Raw genomic sequence first — 23,895 nt, forward strand, 5'->3', positions numbered from 1 at the left:
GCAAGACGCTCGGCTGGGATACACCAGCCGAGCGTCTGCGTGATCTACTCACCACCTGATCCAGGCAGTGTTGCGAGGACCGCTAGAACTGAAGGCCCAGCGGCGGGGGCCCGTCGTGCGGTGCGGGCGGGCGCTCAGCCTCCGTGCGCCGACCGTGCCTTGAAGGCGGCCTTCCGCGCCTCCTTGGCCACCTTCTTGTCGGGGTGCAGCCGCCCCATCGCCTCCAGTACGTCGGCGGTGGCGGGGTGGTCGACGCGCCAGGCCGTGGCGAAGAAGCCGTCGTGCTGGGCGGCCAACCCCTCCACCAGGCCCTGGAGTTCCTCGGAGTTGCCCTCGGCGGCGAGCTGGGCGGCCACGGTGTCGATGGTCAGCCAGAAGATCAGGTCCGGGGAGGGCGGGGGCACGTCCTGCGCGCCGTGCTCGGTGAGCCAGACCCGGGCCAGTCCGCCCAGTTCGGCGTCGTCCAGCACCTCGCGCAGGGCCGGCTCGGCGGCCGTACCGACGAGGGACAGCGCCTCCTGGCAGCGCAGCCGCCGCAGCGGTGCGCCGGCGTCACTGCCGCGGGCGGCGGCGAGCAACTCCCGTGCGGCGATGAGGGGTTGGCGCCGGACCAGCCACTGCTCGGTCTCCGCGCGGGCGGCCCGGGGGCCGTAGTGGGCGGTGCCGTCCAGCAGCGCGTCGGCGCCCTTGTCGGTGAGGTCGCCGACGGCCGGCGCCGTGAACCCGGCCTCCAGCAGCCGCGCCCGCAGCCCGTACAGGCCGAGCGGGGTGAGCCGGACCATGCCGTAGCGGGCGACGTCGGTGTCGTCGACGGGCGCGGCGGGCTCCTCGTCCGCGTCCGCCATCAGGGCCTCGTCGACCGGCTGGTAGTCGACCAGCCCGACCGGCTCCAGCAGCCGGAACTGGTCGTCGAGGCGCATCATCGCGTCCGAGACCTGCTCCAGCATGTCGTTGGTGGGCTCGCCCATGTCACCGGGCACGATCATCGACGCGGCGAGCGCGGGCAGCGGCACCGGCCCGTCGCCGGGGCCGTCCTCGGTCACGGTGAGCAGGTAGAGATTGCCGAGGACGCCGTCGAGGAACGCGGCCTCCGCCTCGGGGTCCCAGTCCAGCTGCGAGAAGTCGACCTCCCCGCCCTCACCGAGCGCGTCGACCAGGTCGTCGAGGTCGGGCACGCTCGCGTCCGCGATGACCGTCTCCAGGGCGCCGAGCCAGAGGCCGAGCACCTCCTGCGGCGAACCGGTGAGCAGCGCCAGGTCCGGGCCGGCGGCCACGGTGCCGGCCTCCTCGTCGGTGATCTCCACGAGCCCGGTGTCCACGGCGACCCGCCAGGCCTCGCTCGCGTACGCCGCCGCGTCGTCCCCGGTCAGCCCGAGCGCCTCGGCGGCACCCGACAGCTGCTCCTCCGGCAGGCCGCCCCCGGCGTCCACACGGGTGTCGGGCCCGGCCCAGCGGGCGACTTTCGCGGCCCGGGCGAGCAGCGGCGTGGACAGGGCGTCCCGCGCCAGCTCCGCTTCCGAGCTCAGCCGCACCGGGGGCAGGGGGGAGCTGTCTGACATGGGCTGGTTCTCCTAGGACGCGTTGTGCCTCTCTGCCCGTTCAGCCTAGACGGGTTTCGACCCATGCCGCCCGGTTCATCTCCCCGCCGCCGCCCGTACATGGCCGAAACCTTGACAACTACCCCGGCCAGGCTGGAAATTGACGCGCGTAGAAAGAAGGGAACGACCGTTCACTCGCTTCTACGCGCGTCACGCGCCGACCCTGCACCACCCTCGTCCCGGCGCTGCATTCACGTCCCCGGAGGGAATCCCTTGCCGAGCAAGTCGTCCGCGCGTCTCGCCGCGCTCACCGTCGCCGCCGTGTGCTCCGCGGCGTCCACCGTCGTCCTCAGCTCCACCGCGCACGCGGACTCGGTGCGCATCCACGACATCCAGGGCACGACCCGGACCTCCCCCTACGCGGGCCAGAAGGTCACGGATGTGGCCGGAATCATCACGGGCATACGCACCTACGGCTCGTCCAAGGGCTTCTGGATCCAGGACCCCGACCAGGACGACAACCCCGCGACCAGCGAGGGCGTCTTCGTCTTCACCAGCTCCACGCCCAAGGGTGTGGCCGTCGGCGACGCGGTGAAGGTGTCCGGCACGGTCTCGGAGTACGTTCCCGGCGGCACCTCCTCCGGCAACCAGTCGATCACGGAGATCACCAAGCCGGCGGTGACCGTCGTCTCCGGCGGCAACGCGGTCCCGGCCCCCGTGGTCGTGGACGCCGACTCCGTCCCGGACGCGTACGCGCCCGCCGGGGACGGCGCCGCGGGCAACTCGGTCAACGGCCTGGTGCTGCGGCCCGCGCAGTACGCCCTGGACCGCTACGAGTCCCTCGAGGGCATGAACGTCCAGGTCGCCGACGCCCGTGTGGTCGGCGCGAGCGACCCGTACGCCGAGCTGTGGGTGACGGTGAAGCCGGACGAGCACGCCGCTCGCCGTGGCGGCACGGTCTACGGCTCCTACGACTCCCAGAACACCGGCCGCCTGCAGATCCAGTCCCTGGGCTCGACGGCGGCGTTCCCCGTCGCGAACGTCGGCGACACCCTCACGGGCGCCACCACCGGCCCGCTCGACTACAACCAGTTCGGCGGCTACACCCTCGTCGCGAGCAGCCTCGGCACACTGCAGAGCGGTGGCCTGGAGCGCGAGACCACGCGGAAGCAGCACAACGGCGAACTGGCCGTCGCCACCTACAACGTGGAGAACCTCGACCCGTCGGACGGCACCTTCGCCGCGCACGCCTCCGCGATCGTGAACAACCTCGCCTCGCCCGACATCGTGTCCCTGGAGGAGATCCAGGACAACAACGGCGCCAAGGACGACGGCACGACCGCCGCGGACGTGACGGTGACCAAGCTGATCGACGCGATCGTCGCCGCCGGCGGCCCGCGCTACGACTGGCGCTCCGTCGACCCGGCCAACGACACCGACGGCGGTGAGCCCGGCGGCAACATCCGCCAGGTGTTCCTGTTCAACCCCGAGCGGGTGTCGTTCACCGACCGCCCCGGCGGCGACGCGACCACCGCCGTAGGCGTGACCCGCGAGCACGGCAAGGCGGCGCTGACCGTCTCCCCCGGCCGGATCGACCCGACGTCCGACGCCTGGAAGTCCAGCCGCAAGCCGCTGGCCGGTGAGTTCGTCTTCCGCGGCCGCACGGTGTTCGTGATCGCCAACCACTTCAACTCCAAGGGCGGCGACCAGGGGCTGACCTCCCAGTACCAGCCGCCGGTGCGCAGCTCCGAGACGCAGCGCCACCAGCAGGCGGCGGAGGTCAACACCTTCGTCAAGAGCCTGCTCGCGGTGCAGAAGAACGCGGACGTCATCGCGCTCGGCGACCTCAACGACTTCGAGTTCTCCGACACCGCGAAGATCCTCGAGGGCGACGGCGAGCTGTGGTCGGCGATCAAGTCGCTGCCCAGGAGCGAGCGGTACACGTACGACTACCAGGGCAACGCCCAGGTGCTGGACCAGATCCTGATCAGCCCGGCGATCCGGCGCGGCTGCGACTTCGAGTACGACAGCGTCCACCTGAACTCGGAGTTCCACGACCAGATCAGCGACCACGACCCGCAGGTGCTGCGCTTCCACCCGTAGGGACGGGCACCGGTCTCCTCCCCGGTCAGGAGGGGAGGAGACCGAGGGCGTGCTCGTAGCGGGCGGGGGTGAACCCCGTGACGGCCGGGTATGTCCGCACGCGCTCCCACTGCTCGGTGGGCGCGCCGATGCCCTCGCCGGGGGCCGCCAGCACCTCGTCGTAGGCGCGCTCGCTCTCCCACTCGGCGTAGTTGAGGACGTGGCCGCCGTCCGTGCTGAGGTGGAAGTGGGCGGAGATCAGGCCTCGGTGGCCGACCGGGTCGTCGTCGAGCGCCTTGAGGACCAGGTCGATCCAGTGGCGCCGCTCCTCGGCCGCGGCCGGCTCGAAGTCGATCCGCACGGCCACGATCAGGCCGGGCACGCGCGTGTCGCCGACCGCGCGTTCACGGCTGCGGTGATGCCGGTAGCGGTCGAGCCCCACCCGCTCGATGCCCGGCACGGCCGTGTCGATCTCGTCCACCCGCTCCTGGCGCCGGGTGCGCACGAACGCCTCGTACGCCTGCTCGCTCGCCCACTGCGAGTGGTGCATCAGCGTGGACCCGTCGCGGCCGGTGTAGACGTGGTAGCTCAGCAGGTCGCCGGTGGGCCAGGGCTGCCGCTCCCAGGTGCGCGCGATCGCCTCCACGGTCAGCTGCTGCCGCTCGGGCGTGCCGACCCGCCAGGTACTGAAGAAAGGCGCGCGGGCGCGCGGGTCGGTGAGAACGGGGTGGGCATCGGTACGACGGGTCATGACGACCTCCGGTGATCGGCAGCGGATGCGTGCGGAGATCACCTTCCAACCTCAAGCCCTGTTGAGGTCAACCCCGTCGGGACGGACGCGCCACGGCCCGGGCCGGACGTCCACCGGCCCGGGCCGCGACCCGTCACTGCTTGTTCTTCGGCTACTTGTTCCTCGGCTACTTCATGTGCCGGTACGCCCGCCAGGCCTGCCAGGCCCCGGCCGCGGTCAGTACCGCAAGGGTGGCCCAGGCCAGTCCCGGATGGCGCCGTCCGGTCACTACGACGATCTGCACCGGCTGCGGGAGCTGCCGCTCGGCGCTGTGCCGGCCGTGGGCCGTCCGCTCCTGTACGGCGTGCCCGGCGTGGGAGGCCCGGTCGTGCACGGTGTGGCCCACGTGGGAGGCCCGCTCCTGGACGGTATGGCCCGCGTGGGAGGCCCGCTCCTGGACGGCATGGCCCATGTGGGAGGCCCGCTCCTGGACCGTGTGGCCGACGTGTGACGCCTTGCCCTGGACCGCGTGCCCGACGTGGGACGCCTTGTCCTGTACCGCGTGCCCGGCCTGTGCGGCGCTGCTGCGCAGCTGGACCGTCATGGCGCCGGCCTTGTCCCGCAGATCGGCGGCGCGGGCCCGGGCCCGCCCCTTCACGTCCGCCTTCGCGGCCAGCTCCTCGACCGTGGCCCCGAGCCGGTTGCGTGTCTCGGCGATCTGCTGCCGCAGCTCGTCGGGGCCCTTGGCTCCCCCGGCGGCCTTGCCGGTGGAGCCGTTCCTCGCGTCCGTCATCGATGCGCCCTTTCCCTGATCTCCTCGACATCGGCCCTCACACTGCCGAGCGCCTCCTGAGGCGCGGGCGGCGCCGCACGGCGCAGCTGAGCACGGCCGGCGGCGGCCAGCAGGCCGGCGACCGCGAACAGCAGCGCCGTCACGATCAGCGCGGCGGCCCACACGGGCAGTGCCAGCGACAGCGCGGCGATCGCCGTGCCCGCGGCGGCGAGCAGCCCGGCGTAGGCGAAGGCCCCGGCGCCGCCCAGCAGTCCGCCGCCGCGTCCGGCGCGTCGGCCCTTCTCGGCCAGCTCCTGCTTGGCCAGGCCGATCTCCTGCCGTACCAGGCGGGAGAGCTGTTCGGTGGCCTGCGCGACGAGCTCGCCGACGGAGTGGTGTGCGGTGTCGTGCGGGGCCCGGCGCTTGTCGTGCACGGGCCGAGTGTCCAAGGTCCCGGTCACGGTGTTCCGCCTCCTCTCGGTCACGGAGACTCCCGGGTACCCTGACCGGCCGTCACTAGACGGGCCGCAGGACACCGCTCCCGGCAACCCGCGGGGCCCGGGCTGTGCGGTCGCCGCTACCCCTGCGGCGCGCTCCCGGTACCCCGGTCTCCGAGCCGGGCCAGCTGGGTCTGGAACCAGTCGAGCCGGGCCTGCAACAGGGCTGCCTCGGCGACGAGTTCGGGCACGTCGAGGCTCTCTCCGGACTCCTGACGGATCTCCCCGCCGGCCGCGGCCACCACCCGCAGCCCCTCCCCGGCCAGCCGGGCGAAGGCGGCGAGCGACAGGGACGTACGCGCCCGCACACAGCCCGCGCAGGACGGGACGAGCGCGCGCCACCCGGGCCGGCCCCAGCCGGCGTCGGCCAGCCCCACGCCGGGGGCGCCGCAGGCGCACGGTCCGACGGTCGCCGTACGCACCCGCTGGCGGGCGCTGCGGAAGCCACGCTCGAAGCGGATGTAGGCGCCCAGGACCGACACCCGGAGCAGCACGGCGTCCCGGTGCTCGGCGGTGCTGAGCAGGGCCTCGGCGTCGGCGCGCTCGTGCACGCTGTGGAAGCCGCAGTCGCACAGCCGGGCGGGCGGCCGGTGCCGGCGGCCGTAGACGCAGGACGCCTCGGCCAGGACGCCGTACGGGAGCGCCCCGCCGAGCGATACTCCGGTGAAGCCGGCCCGGGTGCCGTCCTGGGAGAGCACCGGGTGGGCGATCTTGTATCCGGTCGGCGGCTCGGACGGGCGCTCCTGCGGGAGCCGCAGCCTCATCGGGCGGCGGGCACCTCTTCGGGCACGGAGACCTCCACGTCCGTGATCTCCTGGGTGGGTTCGGGGTCCTCGTCGCGGATCTGCGGCTCTTCCTCCGCGACGCCGGTGGCCAGTGCCTTGCCGAGCTTCATGACGCCTCCATGAGCGGTGGGTGCATGACCGTTCTGACAGCCATGGTGACGCATGAGGGGCCGACTTGGACATAGGGCGATTGTCGGGCGTCCATGGCCGCCATACCGCAGCACCTCTTACCCATACCTCGTAGCAAATTTAAGTGGAGCTTCACGATCGGGCTGCCGACACTTCTCCCATGACCTACGCACCCTCCTCCGTCCCGCCCTTCGGCCGCGCCCTGTGCGCGATGATCACGCCCTTCACCGAGGAGGGCGCCCTCGACGTGGCCGGCGCGCGGCGGCTGGCCGCGCATCTGGTGGCGGAGGGCTGCGAGGGCCTGGTGCTCTCCGGAACGACGGGCGAGTCACCGACGACGAGCGACGCGGAGAAGGCGGAGCTGATCCGCGCGGTGCGCGAGGCGGTGGGCGAGCGGGTGCCGGTCGTCGCCGGGGTCGGCACCGCGGACACCCGGCACACCGTCGCCCTGGCGCTGGACGCGGAGAAGGCGGGCGCGGACGGCATCCTGCTGGTCACGCCGTACTACAGCCGACCGCCCCAGGACGCGATCGAGGCCCACTTCCTGGAGGTGGCGGACGCGACCGCCCTGCCGGTGATGCTGTACGACATCCCGGGCCGCACCGGCACCCGCATCGCACCGGAGACGCTGCTGCGCCTCGCCGAGCATCCCCGGATCGTCGCGGTGAAGGACTGCTCCTACGACTTCCTCGGCACCCAGAAGGTCCTCGCCGCGACGGACCTGGCGTACTACGCCGGCTGCGACGAGCACAACCTCGCGCTGTACGCGGTGGGCGCGGCGGGCTGCGTCAGCACGGTGGCGAACGTGGCCCCCCGCCACATCCGCGCGGTCCTGGACGCCTTCGACAGGGGCGACACGGCCCTGCCGACCCGGCTCCAGCACGGCCTGACGCCCCTGATCGACCGCATGATGTCCGCGGGCCTCCCCGGCACGGTCACGGCCAAGGCCCTGCTGACCGCCCTCCCGGCGGGCCCGGTCCGCCCACCACTGCGCCCGGCGGACACGGAGACGACGGCGGCCCTGCGGGCGACGTACGACCACCTCGTCACCGCCTGACACCTTCCGTAGGGTTCCCCTGCCGAGAGGACTGCGACGGTCCCCGAAATCCCCGGCGGCTGCTGGGCCCATTACGCCCACCTCCAGACGGAAGACTTCCGCGCTTACCGGGCGCTCCGCGTCAGGGAGGTGCCGAAAGCATCGCCGGCCTGGCGGCGAAGTTGAGCCAACAGCCCGTCAAGGGCGGCGAAGCGTGATCAGCTTGCATGGTGGAGTCCATCATCGCCAGCGCCATAGCCGTTGTCGGAGCCCTGCTCGGATCGGGGATCACCCTGGCGTTCCAGCAACGCACCACGGACAGGAGCCATCAGTTCGCTCGCCGCGAGAAGCTTCGGCAGGAACGACTCGATGCCTACTCCGCCTATGCCGGCGCATTGGTCAACTACCGCCGCTGCATGGTCCATCTCTGGTTCTGTGAGCACGAACAGCCACCACCGGAGGATCCCGACGCGGTGCGTATCCGCGCCTACGACCTGCGCTCCAGCACCCAGGAGGCCCTCTTCCGGCTGCAGATGCTGACGGACGACGGACGGCTGAGTCAGACCGCGGAAGACGTCCTGACGGACGTCACGAAGCTGGCCAAGGCGGACAACAGGGCCGAGCTGGACGAGTGGAGAGTGCGGACACGCGACGACATCAGCCAACTCGTCGGCTCAGCGAAACAGCACCTTTGAGGTCGCTCACGCGGACTGCTGCGCCGAACCCGAAGCCCACGGCATCCGAGCAAGGTCGCAGCCGTGGGCTTCGTCAGGTATCAGGACGCTGATGACGGCCTCAGAACCCGGCCGCCGGTGGTCAGTTGTGGCTGTGCAGAATGTCGTTCAGGCCGCCCCAGACCGCGTTGTTCGGGCGGGCCTCGACCGCGCCGGTGACCGAGTTGCGGCGGAAGAGGATGTTGGACGCGCCGTTCAGTTCGCGGGCCTTGACGATCTGGCCGTCGGGCATGGTGACGCGGGTGCCGGCGGTGACGTAGAGGCCCGCCTCGACCACGCACTCGTCGCCCAGCGCGATGCCGACGCCGGCCTCGGCGCCGATCAGGCAGCGCTCGCCGATGGAGATGATCACGTTGCCGCCGCCGGACAGCGTGCCCATGGTGGAGGCGCCGCCGCCGATGTCCGAGCCGTCGCCGACCACGACACCGGCGGAGATACGGCCCTCGACCATCGAGGTGCCGAGCGTGCCGGCGTTGAAGTTGACGAAGCCCTCGTGCATGACCGTGGTGCCCTCGGCGAGGTGCGCGCCGAGGCGGACCCGGTCGGCGTCGGCGATGCGCACGCCCTTGGGGGCGACGTAGTCCGTCATGCGCGGGAACTTGTCGATCGAGGTGACCTGGAGGTGCAGGCCCTCGGCGCGGGCGTTGAGGCGCACCTTCTCGACGTCGTCCACGGCGACCGGGCCGAGCGAGGTCCAGGCGACGTTGGCGAGGTGGCCGAAGATGCCGTCCAGGCTCTGGCCGTGCGGCTTGACCAGGCGGTGCGAGAGCAGGTGCAGGCGCAGGTAGACGTCGTGCGCGTCGATCGGCTTCTCGTCCAGGGAGGCGATGACCGTTCGGACCGCGACCACCTCGACGCCCCGGCGGGCGTCCGGGCCGATCGCCGCGGTCGCGCCGCCGCCCAGCAGCTGCGCGGCCTGCTCGGCGCCCAGCCGCTCGGTGCCGGCGGGGCCGGGCTGCTCGACCAGCTCGGGCGCGGGGAACCAGGTGTCGAGAACGGTGCCGTCGGCGGCGATGGTGGCAAGGCCGGCGGCGACGGCGCCGGTGGTGCGAGAAGCAGTCGAGTCGGTCATGAGGGCAACCTAACCGGCCGGGGGCCGCGGTGGCCAACCAGCGGGCCGTCGTCTCAGGTGGCGGGCGGTGGGAGGGGTCCGCACTCCCTGCCACCGGACCGTCGGCGCGCCCGCTCACAGCAAGGGGCCACGGCGCCGGCCCGCGCCGACCGGCGCCCCGGCGGCCGCCTCCCGCGCCCGCGCCCGACGGGCTTCGTCCACGCGGCCCCGCTCCAGTCGTCCCCCGGCCGCCACCGCGCACGCGGCCACCGCGGCGGCGCTCGCGCACAGCGGCCACAGCCACCCCGGTGCCGCCTGGTACAGCGCGCCACCGAGCGGGGCGGCCAGGACCACCCCCGTGATGGACGCCCCGGCGTACAGGGACTGGAAGCGGCCCTGGAGGTGCGCCGGGGCGCGGTCGGCGACGTAGGCCGTGGCGGGGGTCTTGTAGAGCAGCTCCCCGAGGGTCAGCAGGACCATCATCACCACCGCGGTGCCGGTTCCCGTGCCCCCGAGCAGCGCGCCGTAGCCCGCCGCCACCAGCAGCAGGCCCGTCGCCACGACCGGCAGCGGTGAGCGGCGGCGCAGGGCGAGCGCGGCGGGCAGTTCGAGGCAGAGCAGCACCCCGCCGTTGACGGCGAGCAGGGCGCCGTAGACGCCGGTGTCCACGCCGTGGTCGGCGAGGTGGACGGGGAGGGTCGTGTACTGCTGCCGGTAGACGACGTCCACGACCATGATCGCCCCGAGCAGCACCAGGACGGCCGGGCGCGCCCGCAGTGCCGCCCACAGACCCTCCCCGGCGGCCTGCGTCACCCGACGGCCCTCCCGGGTGGCCGCGTTGCGGGTCGCCGTCCCCGCACGCCCGCGCACACTCACACCCTTCGGAATCACCCGTGCCGTCCAGCAGGCCAGCCCCACACTGCCGAGTCCGTCGGCGACGTAGAGCCAGTCGTACGACAACCGGGTGGCGACCAGCGCGCCGAGCAGCGGGCCCACGGTGAAACCTCCGTTGCCCGCCGCCCGCATCACCGCGAACGCCTGCCGTCGCGCCCCCTCCGGCACGATCACCGCGACCAGCGCGGAACTCGCGGCGCGCTGCACCCCGGCCGCGTACTGGGCGAGCGGCAGGGCTGCGTACAGCGCGGGCGTCGGGAGCACGGGTACGGCGGCCAGCAGCAGCCCGCCCGTGGCGGCGGAGGCGAGGAGGGCCGGGCGGTGGCCGAACCGGTCCCCGAACCAGCCGCCCGTGAAGTTGCCGGCGAGCAGGCCCGATCCGCCGGCGCCTGCGAGCAGGCCCGCCTGGCCGGGGCCGAGGCCGCGCGGGCCGGTCAGGTAGAGGAAGAGGTAGGCGAAGGTCACGCTCACGGTCATGTTCGCGAAGGTCCCGCCGGCCAGCAGCCACACCGTGCGCGGAACGTCCCTCAGGCCTCGCACCGCCCCACCCCCCGATTAAGTTTCTTTTGGGAACTGACTATGTCAGCATGGCAGCCTCGGGTCAACGACGACCGGGGGACGAAGAGGTGGAGGGACATGGCCCGCAGAACGAGCCTGGAGGATTCCACCTGCGCCATCGCCCAGGCGCTGGACGTGGTCGGCGACTGGTGGACGCTGCTGATCGTGCGGGACACCGCCCGCGGCGTGCACCGCTTCGACGAGCTCCAGCGAGAGCTGGGCATGTCCCGCAAGGTGCTCACCGAGCGGCTGCGGCTGCTCGTGGAGGCGGACGTCCTCGCCCGCGTCCCCTATCAGGAGCGCCCGGTGCGCCACGAGTACCGGCTCACCCCGCGCGGCCGCGCCCTGCTGCCGGTGCTGGTCGCCCTGCAGGACTGGGGCGACGCCTGGGTGCTGGGGGACGGCACCACCTCGGCCACGGCGGCCGACGCGTCGGCCGAGGCCCGGCGGGTGCACGAACTCCTCGGCACGCACGTCCCCGAGCTGACCCTGCCCGACGACACCGGCGCACCCCGCGACCCGGTCGCCGCGGACACCGCGTTCACGGTCCTGTACTGCTTCCCCGGCGCCTACGCCCGCGCGGACGCCTATCCGCCGGGCTGGTCGCGGATCCCCGGTGCACCCGGCTGCACCCTGGAGTCCTGCACCTACCGCGACCGGCTCGCCGACTTCACCGCCGCCGGCGCCACGGTGTACGGCGTGTCCGTCCAGCGCCCGGACGAACAACGGGCGTTCGCCGAGAAGGAGCGGCTGGGCCAGCGCCTGCTGTCGGACGCCGACCTGGATCTGGTCACCGCGCTGCGCCTGCCGACGTTCCGCGCGGCGGGCGCGAGCCGGCTCAAGCGGCTGACGCTGGTGGTGGACCGGGAGCGGGTCGTCCGGCACGTCCAGTACCCGGTGAGCGACATCGCGGGCAGCGTGGAGGCCGCGCTGGCGGCCGTCAGGGGGCCGCAGGGCCCCCGGGAATGACGCGCGCCAGGATCTCGCGGGCGTAGCGCTCGTCGTACACCGCGTCCGTCAGCAGCACCTGCAGGCATATGCCGTCCATCAGTGCCACCAGCGCCCGCGCCGTGACCTCGTCGGCACGGCGGGCGAGCAGCTCGACGAGGCTTCCCACCCACTCGGCGGCGACCGGGCGCAGGGCGGGCCGGCGCAGGGCGGCGAGGTAGAGCTCGTACTCCAGCTCGACACCGGAGCGCTCGCCGGCCAGCCAGGTGCCGAGCAGGGCCGCCAGCTCGCCGGCCAGGTCGGTGCGGGCGTCCGTCAGTCCGCCGCGCGCCGCCAGCAGCCTGCCGAAGCCCTCCGTCGACTGCCGCAGCGCGGCCACCATCAGCTCGTCGAGGCCGGCGAAGTGGTAGGTCGTGGAGCCGAGCGGTACGTCCGCCTCGGCGGCGACGCTGCGGTGGCTCAGCCCGGCCAGCCCCTTGTCGGCCACGACCCTGAGAGCCGCGTCGATGATCCGCTGCCGGCGTTCGGGGTCGTACCGCCGGGCCATCAGCGGGCGCCTCCGAGATTGAGCACGGCCACGCCCAGGATGATCAGCACGATCCCGGCAATCTTCGCCGCGCCCAGTGCCTCTCCGAAGAAGACGAGCCCGATCACCGCGATGCTCGCGGTGCCGAGCCCCGACCAGATCGCGTAGGCGGTGCCGACCGACACCGACTTCAGGGTCTGGGCGAGCAGGACGAAGGAGAGGACGTACCCCACCGCGGTCAGCACGGAGGGCCACAGTCTGCTGAAGCCGTCGCTGTACTTCAGGGCCGTGGTCGCGGCCACCTCGGCGGCGATGGCGGCGACGAGCGTGAGGTATCCCATGTGTACGACCGTACACAACGGGGTGCGGCGGCACGAGAGCGGACACGGAAAAGGGCGACACCCCGAGGGTGTCGCCCTTCCGCGGCCGGTGACCGTCAGACGTTGAAGCCGAGCGCCCGCAGCTGGTCGCGGCCCTCGTCGGTGATCTTGTCGGGCCCCCACGGCGGCATCCAGACCCAGTTGATGCGCAGCTCGTTGACCAGGCCGTCCGTGGCGGACTTCGCCTGGTCCTCGATGACATCGGTCAGCGGGCAGGCCGCCGACGTCAGGGTCATGTCGATCGTCGCGATGTTCGCGTCGTCGATGTGGATGCCGTAGATCAGGCCGAGGTTGACGACGTCGATGCCCAGCTCGGGGTCGACGACGTCGTACAGCGCCTCGCGGAGTTCCTCCTCCGAGGCCGGCTTCATCTCAGCGGTCTCGCTCATGCCGTCTTCCTTTCGGCGTCGGCGCCACCCAGTGCCTGGGCCGTCGCGTCCTTCCACGCCATCCAGCTGAGGAGGGCGCACTTGACCCGGGCCGGGTACTTGGACACCCCGGCGAACGCGACCGCGTCCTCCAGGATGTCCTCCATCGCGTCGTCGGGCTCGATCTTGCCCTTGGACTGCATCAGCTCCAGGAAGGTCTCCTGGATCCTCTGCGCCTCGGACAGCTCCTTGCCGACCAGCAGCTCGTTCAGGACGGACGCGCTGGCCTGGCTGATCGAGCAGCCCTGACCCTCGTACGACACGTCCGCGACCTTGCCGCCGTCGTACTTCACGCGGAGCGTGATCTCGTCGCCGCACGTCGGGTTCACGTGGTGGACCTCGGCGTCGCCGTCCCGCAAGCCCCGCCCGTGCGGGTTCTTGTAGTGGTCCAGGATGACTTCCTGGTACATCGAGTCCAGCTTCACGGTCTTGAATTCACGCCCCTCAGCCGAAGAAGTTCCGTACGTGCTCCAGGCCGTCGACCAGAGCGTCGATCTCGGCCGGCGTGGAGTACAGATAGAACGACGCTCGCGTGGTCGCAGGAATTCCGTAGCGCAGGCACACGGGGCGCGCGCAGTGGTGACCGACGCGCACCGCGATGCCCTGCTCGTCGAGGACCTGGCCCACGTCGTGCGGGTGTATGTCACCGAGCGTGAAGGAGATCGCCGCGCCGCGGTCCTCGGCCGTGGTGGGGCCGATGATCCGCAGGTCGGGGACGTCCGCCAGCCGCTTCACCGCGTACTCGGTCAGGGCGTGCTCGTGGGCGAGGATCTTGTCCATGCCGATCGAGTTCAGGTAGTCGATGGCCGCGCCCAGACCGACCGCCTGCGCGATCGGCGGGGTGCCCGCCTCGAACTTGTGCGGCGCCGGGGCGTACGTCGAGGAGTGCATCGACACGGTCTCGATCATCTCGCCGCCGCCGAGGAACGGAGGCAGGTCCTCCAGCAGCTCCTGGCGGCCCCACAGCACACCGATGCCGGTCGGGCCGCACATCTTGTGGCCGGTGAAGGCCACGAAGTCGGCCTGCAGCGCCTGCACGTCCACCGGCATGTGCGGCGCGGCCTGGGAGGCGTCGATGCACACCAGTGCGCCGACCTCCTGGGCGCGGCGCACGATCGCCTCGACCGGGTTGAGCGTGCCCAGGATGTTGGAGACCAGCACGAAGGAGACGATCTTCGTCTTCTCGGTGATGACCTCATCGATGTTGGACAGGTCGAGGCGGCCGTCGTCGGTGAGGCCGAACCACTTCAGCTTCGCGCCCGTGCGCTGCGCCAGCAGCTGCCACGGCACGATGTTGGAGTGGTGCTCCATCTCCGTGATGACGATCTCGGTCTCGTGGTCCACCCGGTAGGGCTCGTCGGCCCAGCCAAGCATGTTCGCCACGAGGTTCAGCGACTCGGAGGCGTTCTTGGTGAAGATCACCTCGTCGCGGCTGGGCGCGTTGATGAAGTCCGCGACCTTGTCACGCGCGCCCTCGTAGAGCGCCGTGGCCTCCTCGGCGAGGACGTGCACGCCGCGGTGGACGTTGGCGTTGTGCTGCTCGTAGTACTCGGCGAGTACGTCGAGGACCTGGCGCGGCGTCTGCGAGGTCGCCGCGTTGTCCAGGTACACCAGCTTCTTGCCGTCGTGGATCACGCGGTCCAGGATCGGGAAGTCCTTGCGGATCGCCTCGGTGTCGAGGAGGCCCGGCATCTGTGTCACGCGGATGCGCCACCCTTCACGTACGACTCGTAGCCCTCGTTCTCCAGCTTGTCGGCGAGCTCGGCGCCGCCGGACTCGACGATGCGGCCCGCGGAGAACACGTGCACGAAGTCGGGCTTGATGTAGCGCAGGATGCGCGTGTAGTGCGTGATCAGCAGGGTGCCGACCTCGCCGGTCTCACGGACGCGGTTGACGCCCTCGGACACGATCCGCAGCGCGTCGACGTCCAGGCCGGAGTCGGTCTCGTCGAGGATCGCGACCTTCGGCTTGAGCAGCTCGAGCTGGAGGATCTCGTGGCGCTTCTTCTCACCGCCGGAGAAGCCCTCGTTGACGTTGCGCTCGGCGAAGGAGGGGTCCATGTTGAGGCGCTCCATGGCCTCCTTGACCTCCTTCACCCAGGTGCGCAGCTTCGGGGCCTCGCCGCGCACGGCGGTGGCGGAGGTGCGAAGGAAGTTGGAGACCGAGACGCCGGGGACCTCGACCGGGTACTGCATCGCCAGGAACAGGCCGGCGCGGGCGCGCTCGTCGACGGACATCTCCAGGACGTCCTCGCCGTCGAGCAGCACGGTGCCGCCGGTGATCGTGTACTTCGGGTGACCCGCCAGCGAGTAGGCGAGGGTCGACTTGCCCGAGCCGTTGGGGCCCATGATGGCGTGCGTCTCGCCCTGCTTCACGGTGAGGTCGACACCCTTGAGGATTTCCTTCGTGCCGTTCTCGACCTCGACGGTGACGTGCAGGTCTCGGATTTCAAGCGTTGCCATGGGTGCCTCAGGACTCCTGGGAGAGGGAGACGAGCACGTCGTCCCCTTCGATCTTTACGGGGTATACGGGGACGGGACGCGTCGCCGGAAGACTGTCGGGCTTTCCGGAGCGCAGGTCGAAGCGCGAGCCGTGCAGCCAGCACTCGATGTGGCAGTCGTCGACCTCGCCCTCGGAGAGGGAGACGTTCGCGTGCGAGCAGATGTCGTGGATCGCGTAGACCTCGCCCTCGGTCCGCACGATGGACAGGGGCGTGCCGTCGAGTTCCACCCGCTTCGGGGTGTCCTCCTCCAGCTCGCTGACGCCACAGGCGCGTACGAAGGTCATGCGACCGAGGCCTCCAGCTCCTGCTCGATCTTCGAGATCAGGCGCTCCTCGATGTCCGCGACGCCGATCTGCTGGACCAGCTCGGCGAAGAAGCCGCGCACGACCAGGCGGCGGGCCTCGTGCTCCGGGATGCCGCGGGCCATCAGGTAGAACAGCTGCTCGTCGTCGAAGCGGCCGGTGGCGGAGGCGTGGCCGGCGCCGACGATCTCGCCGGTCTCGATCTCCAGGTTGGGGACCGAGTCGACCCGGGCGCCGTCGGTGAGGACCAGGTTGCGGTTCATCTCGTACGTGTCCGTGCCCTCGGCCCTGGCCTCGATGAGCACGTCGCCGATCCAGACCGCGTGCGCTTGCTCGCCCTGCAGCGCGCCCTTGTAGACGGCGTTGGACTTGCAGTGCGGCACGTTGTGGTCGACCAGGAGGCGGTGCTCCTGGTGCTGGCCGGCGTCGGTGAAGTACAGGCCGAACAGCTCGGCCTCGCCGCCGGGGCCGGCGTAGGTCACGCGCGGGTGCAGACGGACGACGTCGCCGCCGAAGGTGACGACGACCGACTTGAAGGAGGCGTCGCGGCCGACGAGGGCGTTGTGCTGGGCCACGTGCACGGCCTTGTCGTCCCAGTCCTGCACGGAGACGACGGTCAGCTTGGCGCCGTCACCGAGGAGGTAGTCGACATTGGCGGCGAGCACCGCGTCACCGGTGTGGTCGATGACCACGACGGCCTCGGCGAACGCGCCCAGCTCGATGACCTGGTGGCCGTAGGCGGTACCGCCCTCGCCGTGCACCGCGATGCGGATCGGCTCGGTGAGGACGGTCTCCTTCGGCACGGTCACGACCGAGGCCTTCTCGAAGGCGGAGTACGCCTGGGCGGCGACGCGGTCCACCGGGGTGCCGGCCTTGCCGAGCCGCGCGTCGTCGCGGCCGACGGTCTCGACGATGACGCCCTCGGGGGCCTGCACGTCGACCTTCACGCCGTCGCCGGTGGCGGTGGCGGTGCCGTCGTGCAGCCCGCGCAGGCGCTCCAGCGGGGTGAACCGCCACTCCTCCTCACGGCCGTGCGGGACCGGGAAGTCCGCGACGTCGAAGGAGGGCGGGGCGCTCATGCGGGTGGCGACGGTGGACTCCCCGGCCACCGCGATGGCGCCGGAGGTCGTCGACCCCACGGGGATGTTCTGGGCCTCAGCCATGGCTGTCGTAGTGCTCGCTTTCCGTTACGTGTAGGGCTTGATGGGCAGGGGCGGCGGGCTGGGTCAGCCGACCGCGCCTTCCATCTGCAGCTCGATCAGCCGGTTGAGCTCCAGCGCGTACTCCATGGGCAGCTCCTTGGCGATCGGCTCGACGAAGCCGCGCACGATCATCGCCATCGCCTCGTCCTCGGCGAGACCGCGGCTCATCAGGTAGAAGAGCTGGTCCTCGGAGACCTTGGAGACGGTGGCCTCGTGGCCCATGGACACGTCGTCCTCGCGGACGTCGACGTAGGGGTAGGTGTCCGACCGGGAGATGGTGTCCACGAGCAGCGCGTCGCACAGCACGTTGGACTTCGATCCGGCGGCGCCCTCACCGATCTCGATCAGACCGCGGTAGGACGTACGGCCGCCACCGCGCGCCACCGACTTGGAGACGATGTTGGACGAGGTGTTCGGCGCCATGTGGACCATCTTGGCGCCGGCGTCCTGGTGCTGGCCCTCGCCCGCGAAGGCGATGGACAGGGTCTCGCCCTTGGCGTGCTCGCCCATGAGGTAGACGGCCGGGTACTTCATCGTCACCTTGGAGCCGATGTTGCCGTCGACCCACTCCATGGTCGCGCCCTCGTAGGCCACGGCACGCTTGGTGACCAGGTTGTAGACGTTGTTCGACCAGTTCTGGATGGTCGTGTAGCGGCAGCGGGCGTTCTTCTTGACGATGATCTCGACGACCGCGGAGTGCAGCGAGTCCGACTTGTAGATCGGGGCCGTACAACCCTCGACGTAGTGCACGTAGGCGCCCTCGTCGACGATGATCAGGGTCCGCTCGAACTGGCCCATGTTCTCGGTGTTGATCCGGAAGTAGGCCTGGAGCGGGATCTCGACGTGCACGCCCTTCGGCACGTAGATGAAGGAGCCGCCGGACCACACGGCGCTGTTGAGCGACGCGAACTTGTTGTCCCCGACCGGGATCACCGTGCCGAAGTACTCCTTGAAGAGCTCCGGGTGCTCCTTCAGCGCGGTGTCGGTGTCGAGGAAGATGACGCCCTGCTCCTCCAGGTCCTCGCGGATCTGGTGGTAGACGACCTCCGACTCGTACTGGGCGGCGACACCGGCGACGAGGCGCTTCTTCTCGGCCTCCGGGATGCCCAGCTTGTCGTAGGTGTTCTTGATGTCCTCGGGCAGGTCCTCCCAGGACTCCGCCTGCTTCTCCGTGGAGCGCACGAAGTACTTGATGTTGTCGAAGTCGATCCCCGACAGGTCCGAGCCCCAGTTCGGCATGGGCTTCTTCTCGAAGAGCCGCAGGCCCTTGAGACGAAGCTTCGTCATCCACTCCGGCTCGTCCTTCTTGGACGAGATGTCACGGACGACGTCCTCGTTCAGGCCACGCTTCGCCGACGCACCGGCCACGTCGCGGTCGGCCCAGCCGTATTCGTACTTGCCCAGGCCCTCGAGCTCAGGGTGGGCAGTCTCCGTGGGGAGAGTCATGCGGGGTTCCTCCCGGCCGTGCTTGCAGATGCGTTAGGGGAAATCTTGGGGTCGTTCGTGGGAATGAACGTCGTGCAGACGCCGTCGCCGTGGGCGATCGTCGCGAGCCGCTGCACATGCGTACCGAGGAGGTCGGCGAAAAATTCCGTCTCGGCCTCGCACAGCTGCGGGAACTGCTCGGCGACGTGGGCGACCGGGCAGTGGTGCTGACACAGCTGCTCACCGATGGGCGCGCTCCGCGCGGTAGCAGCGTACCCGTCGCCGCTCAGGGCCTTGGCCAGCGCTTCGGTCCGCTTCTCCGGGGGCGCGGCCTCGACCGCCTTGCGGTAGGCGCCGGCCTGCGCGGCGATCCGGGCGCGGGCGAAGGCGGCGACGGCGTCCGGGCCGCCCTCCTGCTGTGCGATCCAGCGCAGGGCATCGGCGGCGAGCTTGTCGTACGACTGGTCGAAGGCGTCCCGGCCGCAGTCGGTGAGCGCGAAGACCTTCGCGGGGCGCCCGCGCGTGCGCGTGCCGTACACCCGCTGCTCGCGCGCCTCCACCACGTCGTCCGTGACGAGGGCGTCCAGATGGCGTCGTACGGCCGCCTGGGTCAGGCCCAGTCGCGTGGCCAGCTCGGCGACGGTCGACGGGCCGTGGTCCAGGATCGACCGCGCGACCCGGTTGCGCGTCGAGCGCTCCCCGGTCGCGAACTCCTCCTGCGGGGTCCCCGTGGGGGTCTCCCGAGCCTCGCCGACGTTTTTCACAACGCCATTGTTGCGTAATTCCTCGGAGCGTGACAAGCGGTGCCCGAACGGGCCGGCGGTGCCCTGCGTCACTTAGGCCTACCTAATGTGACCTGCGGAAACGGTCGGTGATCGATCAAAAGGCCGGCGTTCGCGCAGGTCGCGGGCACGACGGCGGACCCTTGCCGGCAACGCCGCCGACCGGCCCATTTGTCCCACGGGACACTCCGGCCACACAGTTACGCCACTGGGCGTGGCGCCCTTCGCCCACGGGGAGAAACCGCGCCTGCCCGTCCGACCGGCAGTCCGGTACCCGGGGGTCGGAGACTGCCGGCGGCTCCCTAGACTCGGGTGTCATGCAAAGTGAGCCCGTGGTCCAGGTCCAGGCCCTGGTGAAGCGGTACGGCACGAAGACCGCGGTGGACGGCCTCGACCTGGTGGCCCGGGCGGGCGTGACCGCCGTCCTCGGTCCCAACGGCGCCGGCAAGACGACCACGGTCGAGACCTGCGAGGGGTACCGGAAGCCGGACGCCGGCACGGTGCGCGTCCTGGGCCTCGACCCGGTCGGGGACTCCGCCGCCCTGCGGCCCCGGATCGGCGTGATGCTCCAGTCCGGCGGCGTCTACTCCGGCGCGCGCGCCGACGAGATGCTGCGGCACATGGCCAAGCTGCACGCCCACCCGCTGGACGTGGACGCGCTCATCGAACGGCTCGGGCTCGGCTCGTGCGGCCGGACGGGTTACCGGCGTCTGTCCGGCGGCCAGCAGCAGCGGCTCGCGCTCGCCATGGCCGTCGTCGGCCGCCCCGAGCTGGTCTTCCTGGACGAGCCGACCGCCGGTCTCGACCCGCAGGCCCGCCGGGCCACCTGGGACCTCGTGCGCGATCTGCGCACCGACGGCGTCTCCGTGATCCTCACCACGCACCACATGGACGAGGCCGAGCAGCTCGCCGACGACGTCGCCATCATCGACGCCGGCAAGGTGATCGCGCAGGGCTCCCCCGAGGAGCTGTGCCGCGGCGGCGCCGAGAACACCCTGCGCTTCTCCGGCCGCCCGGGCCTCGACGTCGCCTCCCTCCTCAAGGCCCTCCCCGCCGACTGCTCGGCCGCCGAGCTGACCCCCGGCTCGTACCGGGTGAACGGCAAGGTCGACCCGCAACTGCTCTCGACGGTCGCCTCCTGGTGCGCCCAGCACGGTGTGATGCCGGACAAGATCTCCGTCGAGCGGCACACCCTCGAAGACGTCTTTCTGGAGCTCACCGGCAAGGAGCTGCGCTCGTGACCGCCACCGGCACCTACGCCCCGAACCCCGGGGCCGCGCCGCTGTCCCGCATGATCGCGGCCCAGGCGGCGCTCGAGACCCGCATGCTGCTGCGCAACGGCGAGCAGCTGCTGCTCACCGTGATCATCCCCACGCTGCTGCTGGCGCTCTTCAGCTCCGTCGACATCGTCGACACCGGCGCGGGCAAGGCCGTCGACTTCCTCGCCCCCGGCATCCTGGCCCTGGCCGTGATGTCGACGGCGTTCACCGGGCAGGCCATCGCGACGGGCTTCGAGCGGCGCTACGGCGTACTGAAGCGGCTGGCGTCCTCGCCGCTGCCCCGCTGGGCGCTGATGACCGCCAAGACGGCGTCCGTGCTGGTCACCGAGGTGCTCCAGGTGATCCTGCTGACGGTGATCGCCTTCGCTCTGGGCTGGTCGCCGCACGGCAACCCGTTCGCCGTGCTGCTCCTGCTGATCGTCGGTACGGCCGCCTTCTCCGGACTCGGCCTGCTGATGGCCGGCACGCTCAAGGCCGAGGCCACCCTGGCCGCCGCCAACCTCGTCTTCCTGCTGCTGCTCGTCGGCGGCGGCGTGATCGTGCCGCTGGACAAGTTCCCCTCCGGCGTCCAGGACGTACTGGGCCTGCTGCCCATCTCCGCCCTGTCCGACGGTCTGCGCGACGTGCTCCAGCACGGCGCCGGCATGCCCTGGGCCGACCTCGGGATCCTCGCCGCGTGGGCGGTCGTGGGGCTCGCGGCCGCGGGGAAGTTCTTCCGCTGGGAGTAGCTCGCGATGGACCCTCGTGAAAGCGTGCACAAGCAGGCGCCTACCATGGAGCCCGTGCCCAAGCTGACCCGCGCCGACGCCACCGCGGCCGTGCGCAACCCGCTCGCCTTCATCGCCGCACGCTGGACGCCGACCCCGAGAACGGTCCAGCGGGCGGCTCTGTCCGCCGTCGTGATGGCCGTGATCATCGTGGTCACCGGCGGTGCCGTCCGGCTGACCAGTTCCGGACTCGGCTGCCCGACCTGGCCCAAGTGCACCGACGACTCGCTCACCGCGACCAGCGCGATGGGCTTCCACGGCGCCATCGAGTTCGGCAACCGGATGCTGACCTACGTGCTGTGCGCCGCCGTCGGCTGGGCGATCATCGCCGCACGCGCCCAGAAGCCGTGGCGGCGTGGTCTGACCCGGCTGGGCTGGGCCCAGTTCTGGGTGGTCATGGGCAACGCCGTGCTCGGCGGCATCGTCGTGCTCGTCGGCCTCAACCCGTACACGGTCGCGGCGCACTTCCTGCTCTCCACCGCGCTGATCGCCGTGGCGACGCTGATGTGGCAGCGCAGCCGCGAGGGTGACGGGGAGCCCCGGCCGCTGGTCGGCAAGTCCGTCCAGCAGCTGGTGTGGTTCCTGGTGGTCGCCTCCGTGCTGCTGATCGCGATGGGCACCGTGGTGACCGGCGCGGGTCCCCACGCGGGTGACTCCAGCAAGGTGGACCGCATCCCCGTGGACTGGGAGGCCGTTGCCAAGCTGCACGCGGTCCTGGCGTGGATCGTGGTCACGCTGACCTTCGCGCTGTGGTTCGTGCTGAAGGCGGTCGACGCGCCCAAGGGTCCGCTCGCGCGGACGCGGGATCTGTTCCTGATCCTGCTGGCGCAGGGTGTGATCGGCTATGTCCAGTACTTCACCAAGCTCCCCGAGCTGCTGGTCGGACTGCACATGCTCGGCTCGGCGCTGGTGTGGATCGGGGTGCTGCGGGTCCTGCTGGCCCTGCGGGAGCGTCCCGAGGCCGCGAAGGCGGACCTGCCGGGGCCGTCGGCCGAGGCGAAGCTGGCGACGGCCTGAGATCTCCGGGACGGGCTGGTCATCCCAGCCCGTACACCCGCCGTGCGTTTCCCGACGCCAGCATGATCGCGACCCGTTGCGCGTCCTCCAGGGACCAGGAGCCCTCGGCCGCCCAGCCGCCCAGCACGTGGCCGAGGGCCTCGCGGAACAGGCGGGCCGCGACGACGTGCAGCTCCGGCAGCCCCCGGGCTCCGCTGGAGAAGAGGATCTTGCCGAAGGGGGCCAGTTCCAGCACCTCGGCGAGCACGGTCGCCGCGCGGGCGCCGGTGCGTACCAGCGCGGCGCCCACGTCGGCATACACATGCGGGAAGACACCCGCGAGGTGGGCGGCGTGCCGGTGGTAGGGGTAGCCGTGCAGCAGGACCAGGTCGGTGCCGAGCCCCGCGGTCGCCCGGACGAAGTCCGTCAGCAGCACCGGATCGGTGCGGTCGGTGCGCTGCCCCGGCTCCCCGAGCCCCGCGTGCAGCTGGAGCGGCAGCCCGGAGGCCACCGCGATCCACAGCAGGTGCCGTAAGAGCACCGGGTCGCTCAGCTCGCCCCCGACCCGGCGCCCGGCCAGCCAGCGCCCGGCTGCGCCGCGCACCTGTCCCGGCCCGGGCGGCTCCGGCGCGAGCGCCAGTCCGTGCCGTACGCCTGCCACGGAGGTGAAGGCGACCGCGTGCGCGGCGGCGCCGTGCACCGATTCGGCGAGGTTGGCGAGGAAGGACCCGACGGTCCCCGAGGTGTCGGCGACCTGCTCGGCGAGCAGTTCGAGGCGCACGATCTCGTGGGCGTCGGCGTCCCCTGCGGTGGCCATCTCGCCGGGCCCGGTGAGGCCGCCGGGCAGTCCCGTGTCGACGAGGTACGTGGTGATGCCGCTGCCGCGCAACAGCCTGCGGCCGGCCTCCAGGACGCCCAGTTCACGGCGGCGGGCGAGATAGCGGGCCGGCGCGCAGTGCGGTTCCAGGCCGAGCAGGGGCGGGCACCAGCGGCGTACGGCGAAGCCTGTCTGGGTGTCGAAGAGGGTGGTGCCGGGGGCGGGTGGTCCCTCGGTGCGGGCCAGCTGGGCCTCGAAGGTGCCGAGGCCCAGCTCCGTTCTCAGTACGCCGTGGCAGTACTGGTCCACGAGGGACGGCGTGTCGATCATCCGGGTTCCCCCTGACGGACGCGGTGCGCTACCCGTCCTAACGGGTGAACCGGGGATGAGGTGTTGCTCAGCCGCCGATCTGAATACCGGCCATCCGCTTCCACTCGTACGATCCGGTCTTCACCTTGGCCGCGAACTCGCCGTCGAAGGACTCGTGGGCGGTGATGCCGGACTTCTCGACGGCCTTCCCGGCGATCTCGTACGACGGGGCCACCAGGTCGCCCCAGCCGCCGTCCTCGCCGACGAGGACGATCCGCGCGCCCCGCTCGCCGATGTAGGACACCTGGCCCTCGGCTCCGCCGTGCGCCTTGGAGAAGGCGCTGATCCGCCGGGCGAGCTTGTCCGCCGCGCGCTCGGCCTTCGCGTCAACCTGCTGCGTGTCTGCCATGGGCAGGATGCTACC

At 71.4% G+C, this 23,895-nt stretch carries 27 protein-coding genes; 7 read left to right on the forward strand and 20 right to left on the reverse strand.

Features of this window, described 5'->3' with window-relative positions; translation table 11 throughout:
- Nucleotides 1–134: 134 nt before the first annotated feature.
- Nucleotides 135–1,559 (reverse strand): hypothetical protein, encoded by a 1,425-nt coding sequence (locus tag AB0J12_RS26730; RefSeq protein ID WP_363266959.1) that lies wholly within the window; start codon nt 1,557–1,559, stop codon nt 135–137.
- A gap of 252 nt (nt 1,560–1,811) precedes the next feature.
- Here AB0J12_RS26730 and AB0J12_RS26735 point away from each other — a divergent pair, with 252 nt between their 5' ends.
- Complete coding sequence (locus AB0J12_RS26735; protein ID WP_363266960.1) at nt 1,812–3,641, forward strand: endonuclease/exonuclease/phosphatase family protein; 1,830 nt, start codon at nt 1,812–1,814, stop codon at nt 3,639–3,641.
- 25 nt (nt 3,642–3,666) lie between these two features.
- Here AB0J12_RS26735 and AB0J12_RS26740 read toward each other — a convergent pair whose 3' ends face one another.
- The 5 genes from AB0J12_RS26740 to AB0J12_RS26760 all read right to left on the reverse strand — a co-directional run bounded on the left by AB0J12_RS26740 (nt 3,667) and on the right by AB0J12_RS26760 (nt 6,514).
- Nucleotides 3,667–4,371: a hypothetical protein gene (locus tag AB0J12_RS26740; RefSeq protein WP_363266961.1), complete on the reverse strand. Its 705-nt coding sequence runs from the start codon at nt 4,369–4,371 to the stop codon at nt 3,667–3,669.
- Nucleotides 4,372–4,537: 166 nt separating this feature from the next.
- Nucleotides 4,538–5,143 (reverse strand): DUF3618 domain-containing protein, encoded by a 606-nt coding sequence (locus tag AB0J12_RS26745; RefSeq protein ID WP_363266962.1) that lies wholly within the window; start codon nt 5,141–5,143, stop codon nt 4,538–4,540.
- Nucleotides 5,140–5,556, reverse strand: coding sequence for a phage holin family protein (locus AB0J12_RS26750; protein WP_363266963.1), 417 nt, complete (start codon nt 5,554–5,556; stop codon nt 5,140–5,142). Before AB0J12_RS26750 ends, AB0J12_RS26745 begins: the two co-directional genes overlap by 4 nt.
- Before the next feature lie 143 nt (nt 5,557–5,699).
- The gene (locus AB0J12_RS26755; RefSeq protein ID WP_363266964.1) at nt 5,700–6,383 is read right to left on the reverse strand and encodes a hypothetical protein; all 684 of its coding nucleotides are present in this window, start codon (nt 6,381–6,383) and stop codon (nt 5,700–5,702) included.
- Entirely contained in the window at nt 6,380–6,514 is a 135-nt protein-coding gene (locus AB0J12_RS26760; protein WP_363266965.1) for a hypothetical protein, read from the reverse strand. The genes AB0J12_RS26755 and AB0J12_RS26760 overlap by 4 nt, the downstream gene beginning before the upstream one ends.
- A 179-nt stretch (nt 6,515–6,693) precedes the next feature.
- Between AB0J12_RS26760 and dapA the strand changes: the two genes are divergently transcribed.
- Together dapA and AB0J12_RS26770 are read left to right on the forward strand one after the other, a co-directional pair.
- Nucleotides 6,694–7,590: a 4-hydroxy-tetrahydrodipicolinate synthase gene (gene dapA, locus AB0J12_RS26765; RefSeq protein WP_363266966.1), complete on the forward strand. Its 897-nt coding sequence runs from the start codon at nt 6,694–6,696 to the stop codon at nt 7,588–7,590.
- Between the two features lie 209 nt (nt 7,591–7,799).
- Entirely contained in the window at nt 7,800–8,264 is a 465-nt protein-coding gene (locus AB0J12_RS26770) for a hypothetical protein (protein WP_363267090.1), read from the forward strand.
- A gap of 121 nt (nt 8,265–8,385) precedes the next feature.
- On the opposite strand, the gene dapD is transcribed toward AB0J12_RS26770, so the two are convergent.
- Both dapD and AB0J12_RS26780 read right to left on the reverse strand, forming a co-directional pair.
- On the reverse strand, nt 8,386–9,375 hold the full coding sequence (gene dapD / locus AB0J12_RS26775) for a 2,3,4,5-tetrahydropyridine-2,6-dicarboxylate N-succinyltransferase (protein WP_363266968.1): 990 nt from the start codon (nt 9,373–9,375) through the stop codon (nt 8,386–8,388).
- Between the two features lie 114 nt (nt 9,376–9,489).
- Nucleotides 9,490–10,788 (reverse strand): MFS transporter, encoded by a 1,299-nt coding sequence (locus AB0J12_RS26780; protein WP_363266969.1) that lies wholly within the window; start codon nt 10,786–10,788, stop codon nt 9,490–9,492.
- Between the two features lie 96 nt (nt 10,789–10,884).
- On the opposite strand from AB0J12_RS26780, the gene AB0J12_RS26785 reads away from it, so the two are divergent.
- The gene (locus AB0J12_RS26785) at nt 10,885–11,775 is read left to right on the forward strand and encodes a winged helix-turn-helix transcriptional regulator (protein ID WP_363266970.1); all 891 of its coding nucleotides are present in this window, start codon (nt 10,885–10,887) and stop codon (nt 11,773–11,775) included.
- Here AB0J12_RS26785 and AB0J12_RS26790 read toward each other — a convergent pair.
- The 10 genes from AB0J12_RS26790 to AB0J12_RS26835 all read right to left on the reverse strand — a co-directional run bounded on the left by AB0J12_RS26790 (nt 11,747) and on the right by AB0J12_RS26835 (nt 19,284).
- Entirely contained in the window at nt 11,747–12,301 is a 555-nt protein-coding gene (locus AB0J12_RS26790) for a TetR family transcriptional regulator (protein ID WP_363266971.1), read from the reverse strand. The two genes, AB0J12_RS26785 and AB0J12_RS26790, sit on opposite strands and share 29 nt — an antisense overlap.
- Nucleotides 12,301–12,621 (reverse strand): multidrug efflux SMR transporter, encoded by a 321-nt coding sequence (locus AB0J12_RS26795; protein WP_363266972.1) that lies wholly within the window; start codon nt 12,619–12,621, stop codon nt 12,301–12,303. The genes AB0J12_RS26790 and AB0J12_RS26795 overlap by 1 nt, the downstream gene beginning before the upstream one ends.
- A gap of 95 nt (nt 12,622–12,716) precedes the next feature.
- Nucleotides 12,717–13,049, reverse strand: a complete 333-nt coding sequence (locus AB0J12_RS26800) for a metal-sulfur cluster assembly factor (RefSeq protein WP_363266973.1) — start codon at nt 13,047–13,049, stop codon at nt 12,717–12,719.
- Nucleotides 13,046–13,513: a Fe-S cluster assembly sulfur transfer protein SufU gene (sufU, locus tag AB0J12_RS26805; RefSeq protein WP_363266974.1), complete on the reverse strand. Its 468-nt coding sequence runs from the start codon at nt 13,511–13,513 to the stop codon at nt 13,046–13,048. The genes AB0J12_RS26800 and sufU overlap by 4 nt, the downstream gene beginning before the upstream one ends.
- 19 nt (nt 13,514–13,532) lie before the next feature.
- Entirely contained in the window at nt 13,533–14,789 is a 1,257-nt protein-coding gene (locus AB0J12_RS26810) for a cysteine desulfurase (protein WP_363266975.1), read from the reverse strand.
- Nucleotides 14,786–15,550: a Fe-S cluster assembly ATPase SufC gene (gene sufC / locus AB0J12_RS26815; RefSeq protein WP_363266976.1), complete on the reverse strand. Its 765-nt coding sequence runs from the start codon at nt 15,548–15,550 to the stop codon at nt 14,786–14,788. Before sufC ends, AB0J12_RS26810 begins: the two co-directional genes overlap by 4 nt.
- 7 nt (nt 15,551–15,557) lie before the next feature.
- The gene (locus AB0J12_RS26820; RefSeq protein ID WP_103784220.1) at nt 15,558–15,875 is read right to left on the reverse strand and encodes a non-heme iron oxygenase ferredoxin subunit; all 318 of its coding nucleotides are present in this window, start codon (nt 15,873–15,875) and stop codon (nt 15,558–15,560) included.
- Nucleotides 15,872–17,056 carry a Fe-S cluster assembly protein SufD gene (gene sufD, locus AB0J12_RS26825; RefSeq protein WP_363266977.1) on the reverse strand — a complete coding sequence of 395 codons (1,185 nt, stop codon included), beginning with the start codon at nt 17,054–17,056 and terminating at the stop codon, nt 15,872–15,874. The genes AB0J12_RS26820 and sufD overlap by 4 nt, the downstream gene beginning before the upstream one ends.
- A 63-nt stretch (nt 17,057–17,119) precedes the next feature.
- Nucleotides 17,120–18,541 (reverse strand): Fe-S cluster assembly protein SufB, encoded by a 1,422-nt coding sequence (gene sufB / locus AB0J12_RS26830; protein WP_363266978.1) that lies wholly within the window; start codon nt 18,539–18,541, stop codon nt 17,120–17,122.
- Complete coding sequence (locus AB0J12_RS26835; RefSeq protein ID WP_363266979.1) at nt 18,538–19,284, reverse strand: ArsR family transcriptional regulator; 747 nt, start codon at nt 19,282–19,284, stop codon at nt 18,538–18,540. The genes sufB and AB0J12_RS26835 overlap by 4 nt, the downstream gene beginning before the upstream one ends.
- A 335-nt stretch (nt 19,285–19,619) precedes the next feature.
- Here AB0J12_RS26835 and AB0J12_RS26840 point away from each other — a divergent pair, with 335 nt between their 5' ends.
- From AB0J12_RS26840 to AB0J12_RS26850, 3 genes are read left to right on the forward strand one after another with little or no spacing between them, the layout of a single operon-like run.
- Complete coding sequence (locus AB0J12_RS26840; RefSeq protein ID WP_363266980.1) at nt 19,620–20,543, forward strand: ABC transporter ATP-binding protein; 924 nt, start codon at nt 19,620–19,622, stop codon at nt 20,541–20,543.
- Nucleotides 20,544–20,593: 50 nt separating this feature from the next.
- On the forward strand, nt 20,594–21,310 hold the full coding sequence (locus AB0J12_RS26845; RefSeq protein WP_363267091.1) for an ABC transporter permease: 717 nt from the start codon (nt 20,594–20,596) through the stop codon (nt 21,308–21,310).
- A 45-nt stretch (nt 21,311–21,355) separates the two neighbouring features.
- A complete protein-coding gene (locus tag AB0J12_RS26850; RefSeq protein ID WP_363267092.1) occupies nt 21,356–22,366 on the forward strand; it encodes a COX15/CtaA family protein in 1,011 nt (336 codons plus the stop codon).
- A gap of 19 nt (nt 22,367–22,385) precedes the next feature.
- Here AB0J12_RS26850 and AB0J12_RS26855 read toward each other — a convergent pair whose 3' ends face one another.
- Together AB0J12_RS26855 and AB0J12_RS26860 are read right to left on the reverse strand one after the other, a co-directional pair.
- Nucleotides 22,386–23,492: an amidohydrolase family protein gene (locus AB0J12_RS26855; RefSeq protein ID WP_363266981.1), complete on the reverse strand. Its 1,107-nt coding sequence runs from the start codon at nt 23,490–23,492 to the stop codon at nt 22,386–22,388.
- Nucleotides 23,493–23,559: 67 nt separating this feature from the next.
- Nucleotides 23,560–23,880, reverse strand: coding sequence for a hypothetical protein (locus tag AB0J12_RS26860; RefSeq protein WP_363266982.1), 321 nt, complete (start codon nt 23,878–23,880; stop codon nt 23,560–23,562).
- Nucleotides 23,881–23,895: the final 15 nt, after the last annotated feature.

Source organism: Streptomyces sp. NPDC049915, assembly GCF_040656475.1.
In the GTDB taxonomy this organism is placed as follows: Bacteria; Actinomycetota; Actinomycetes; order Streptomycetales; family Streptomycetaceae; genus Streptomyces.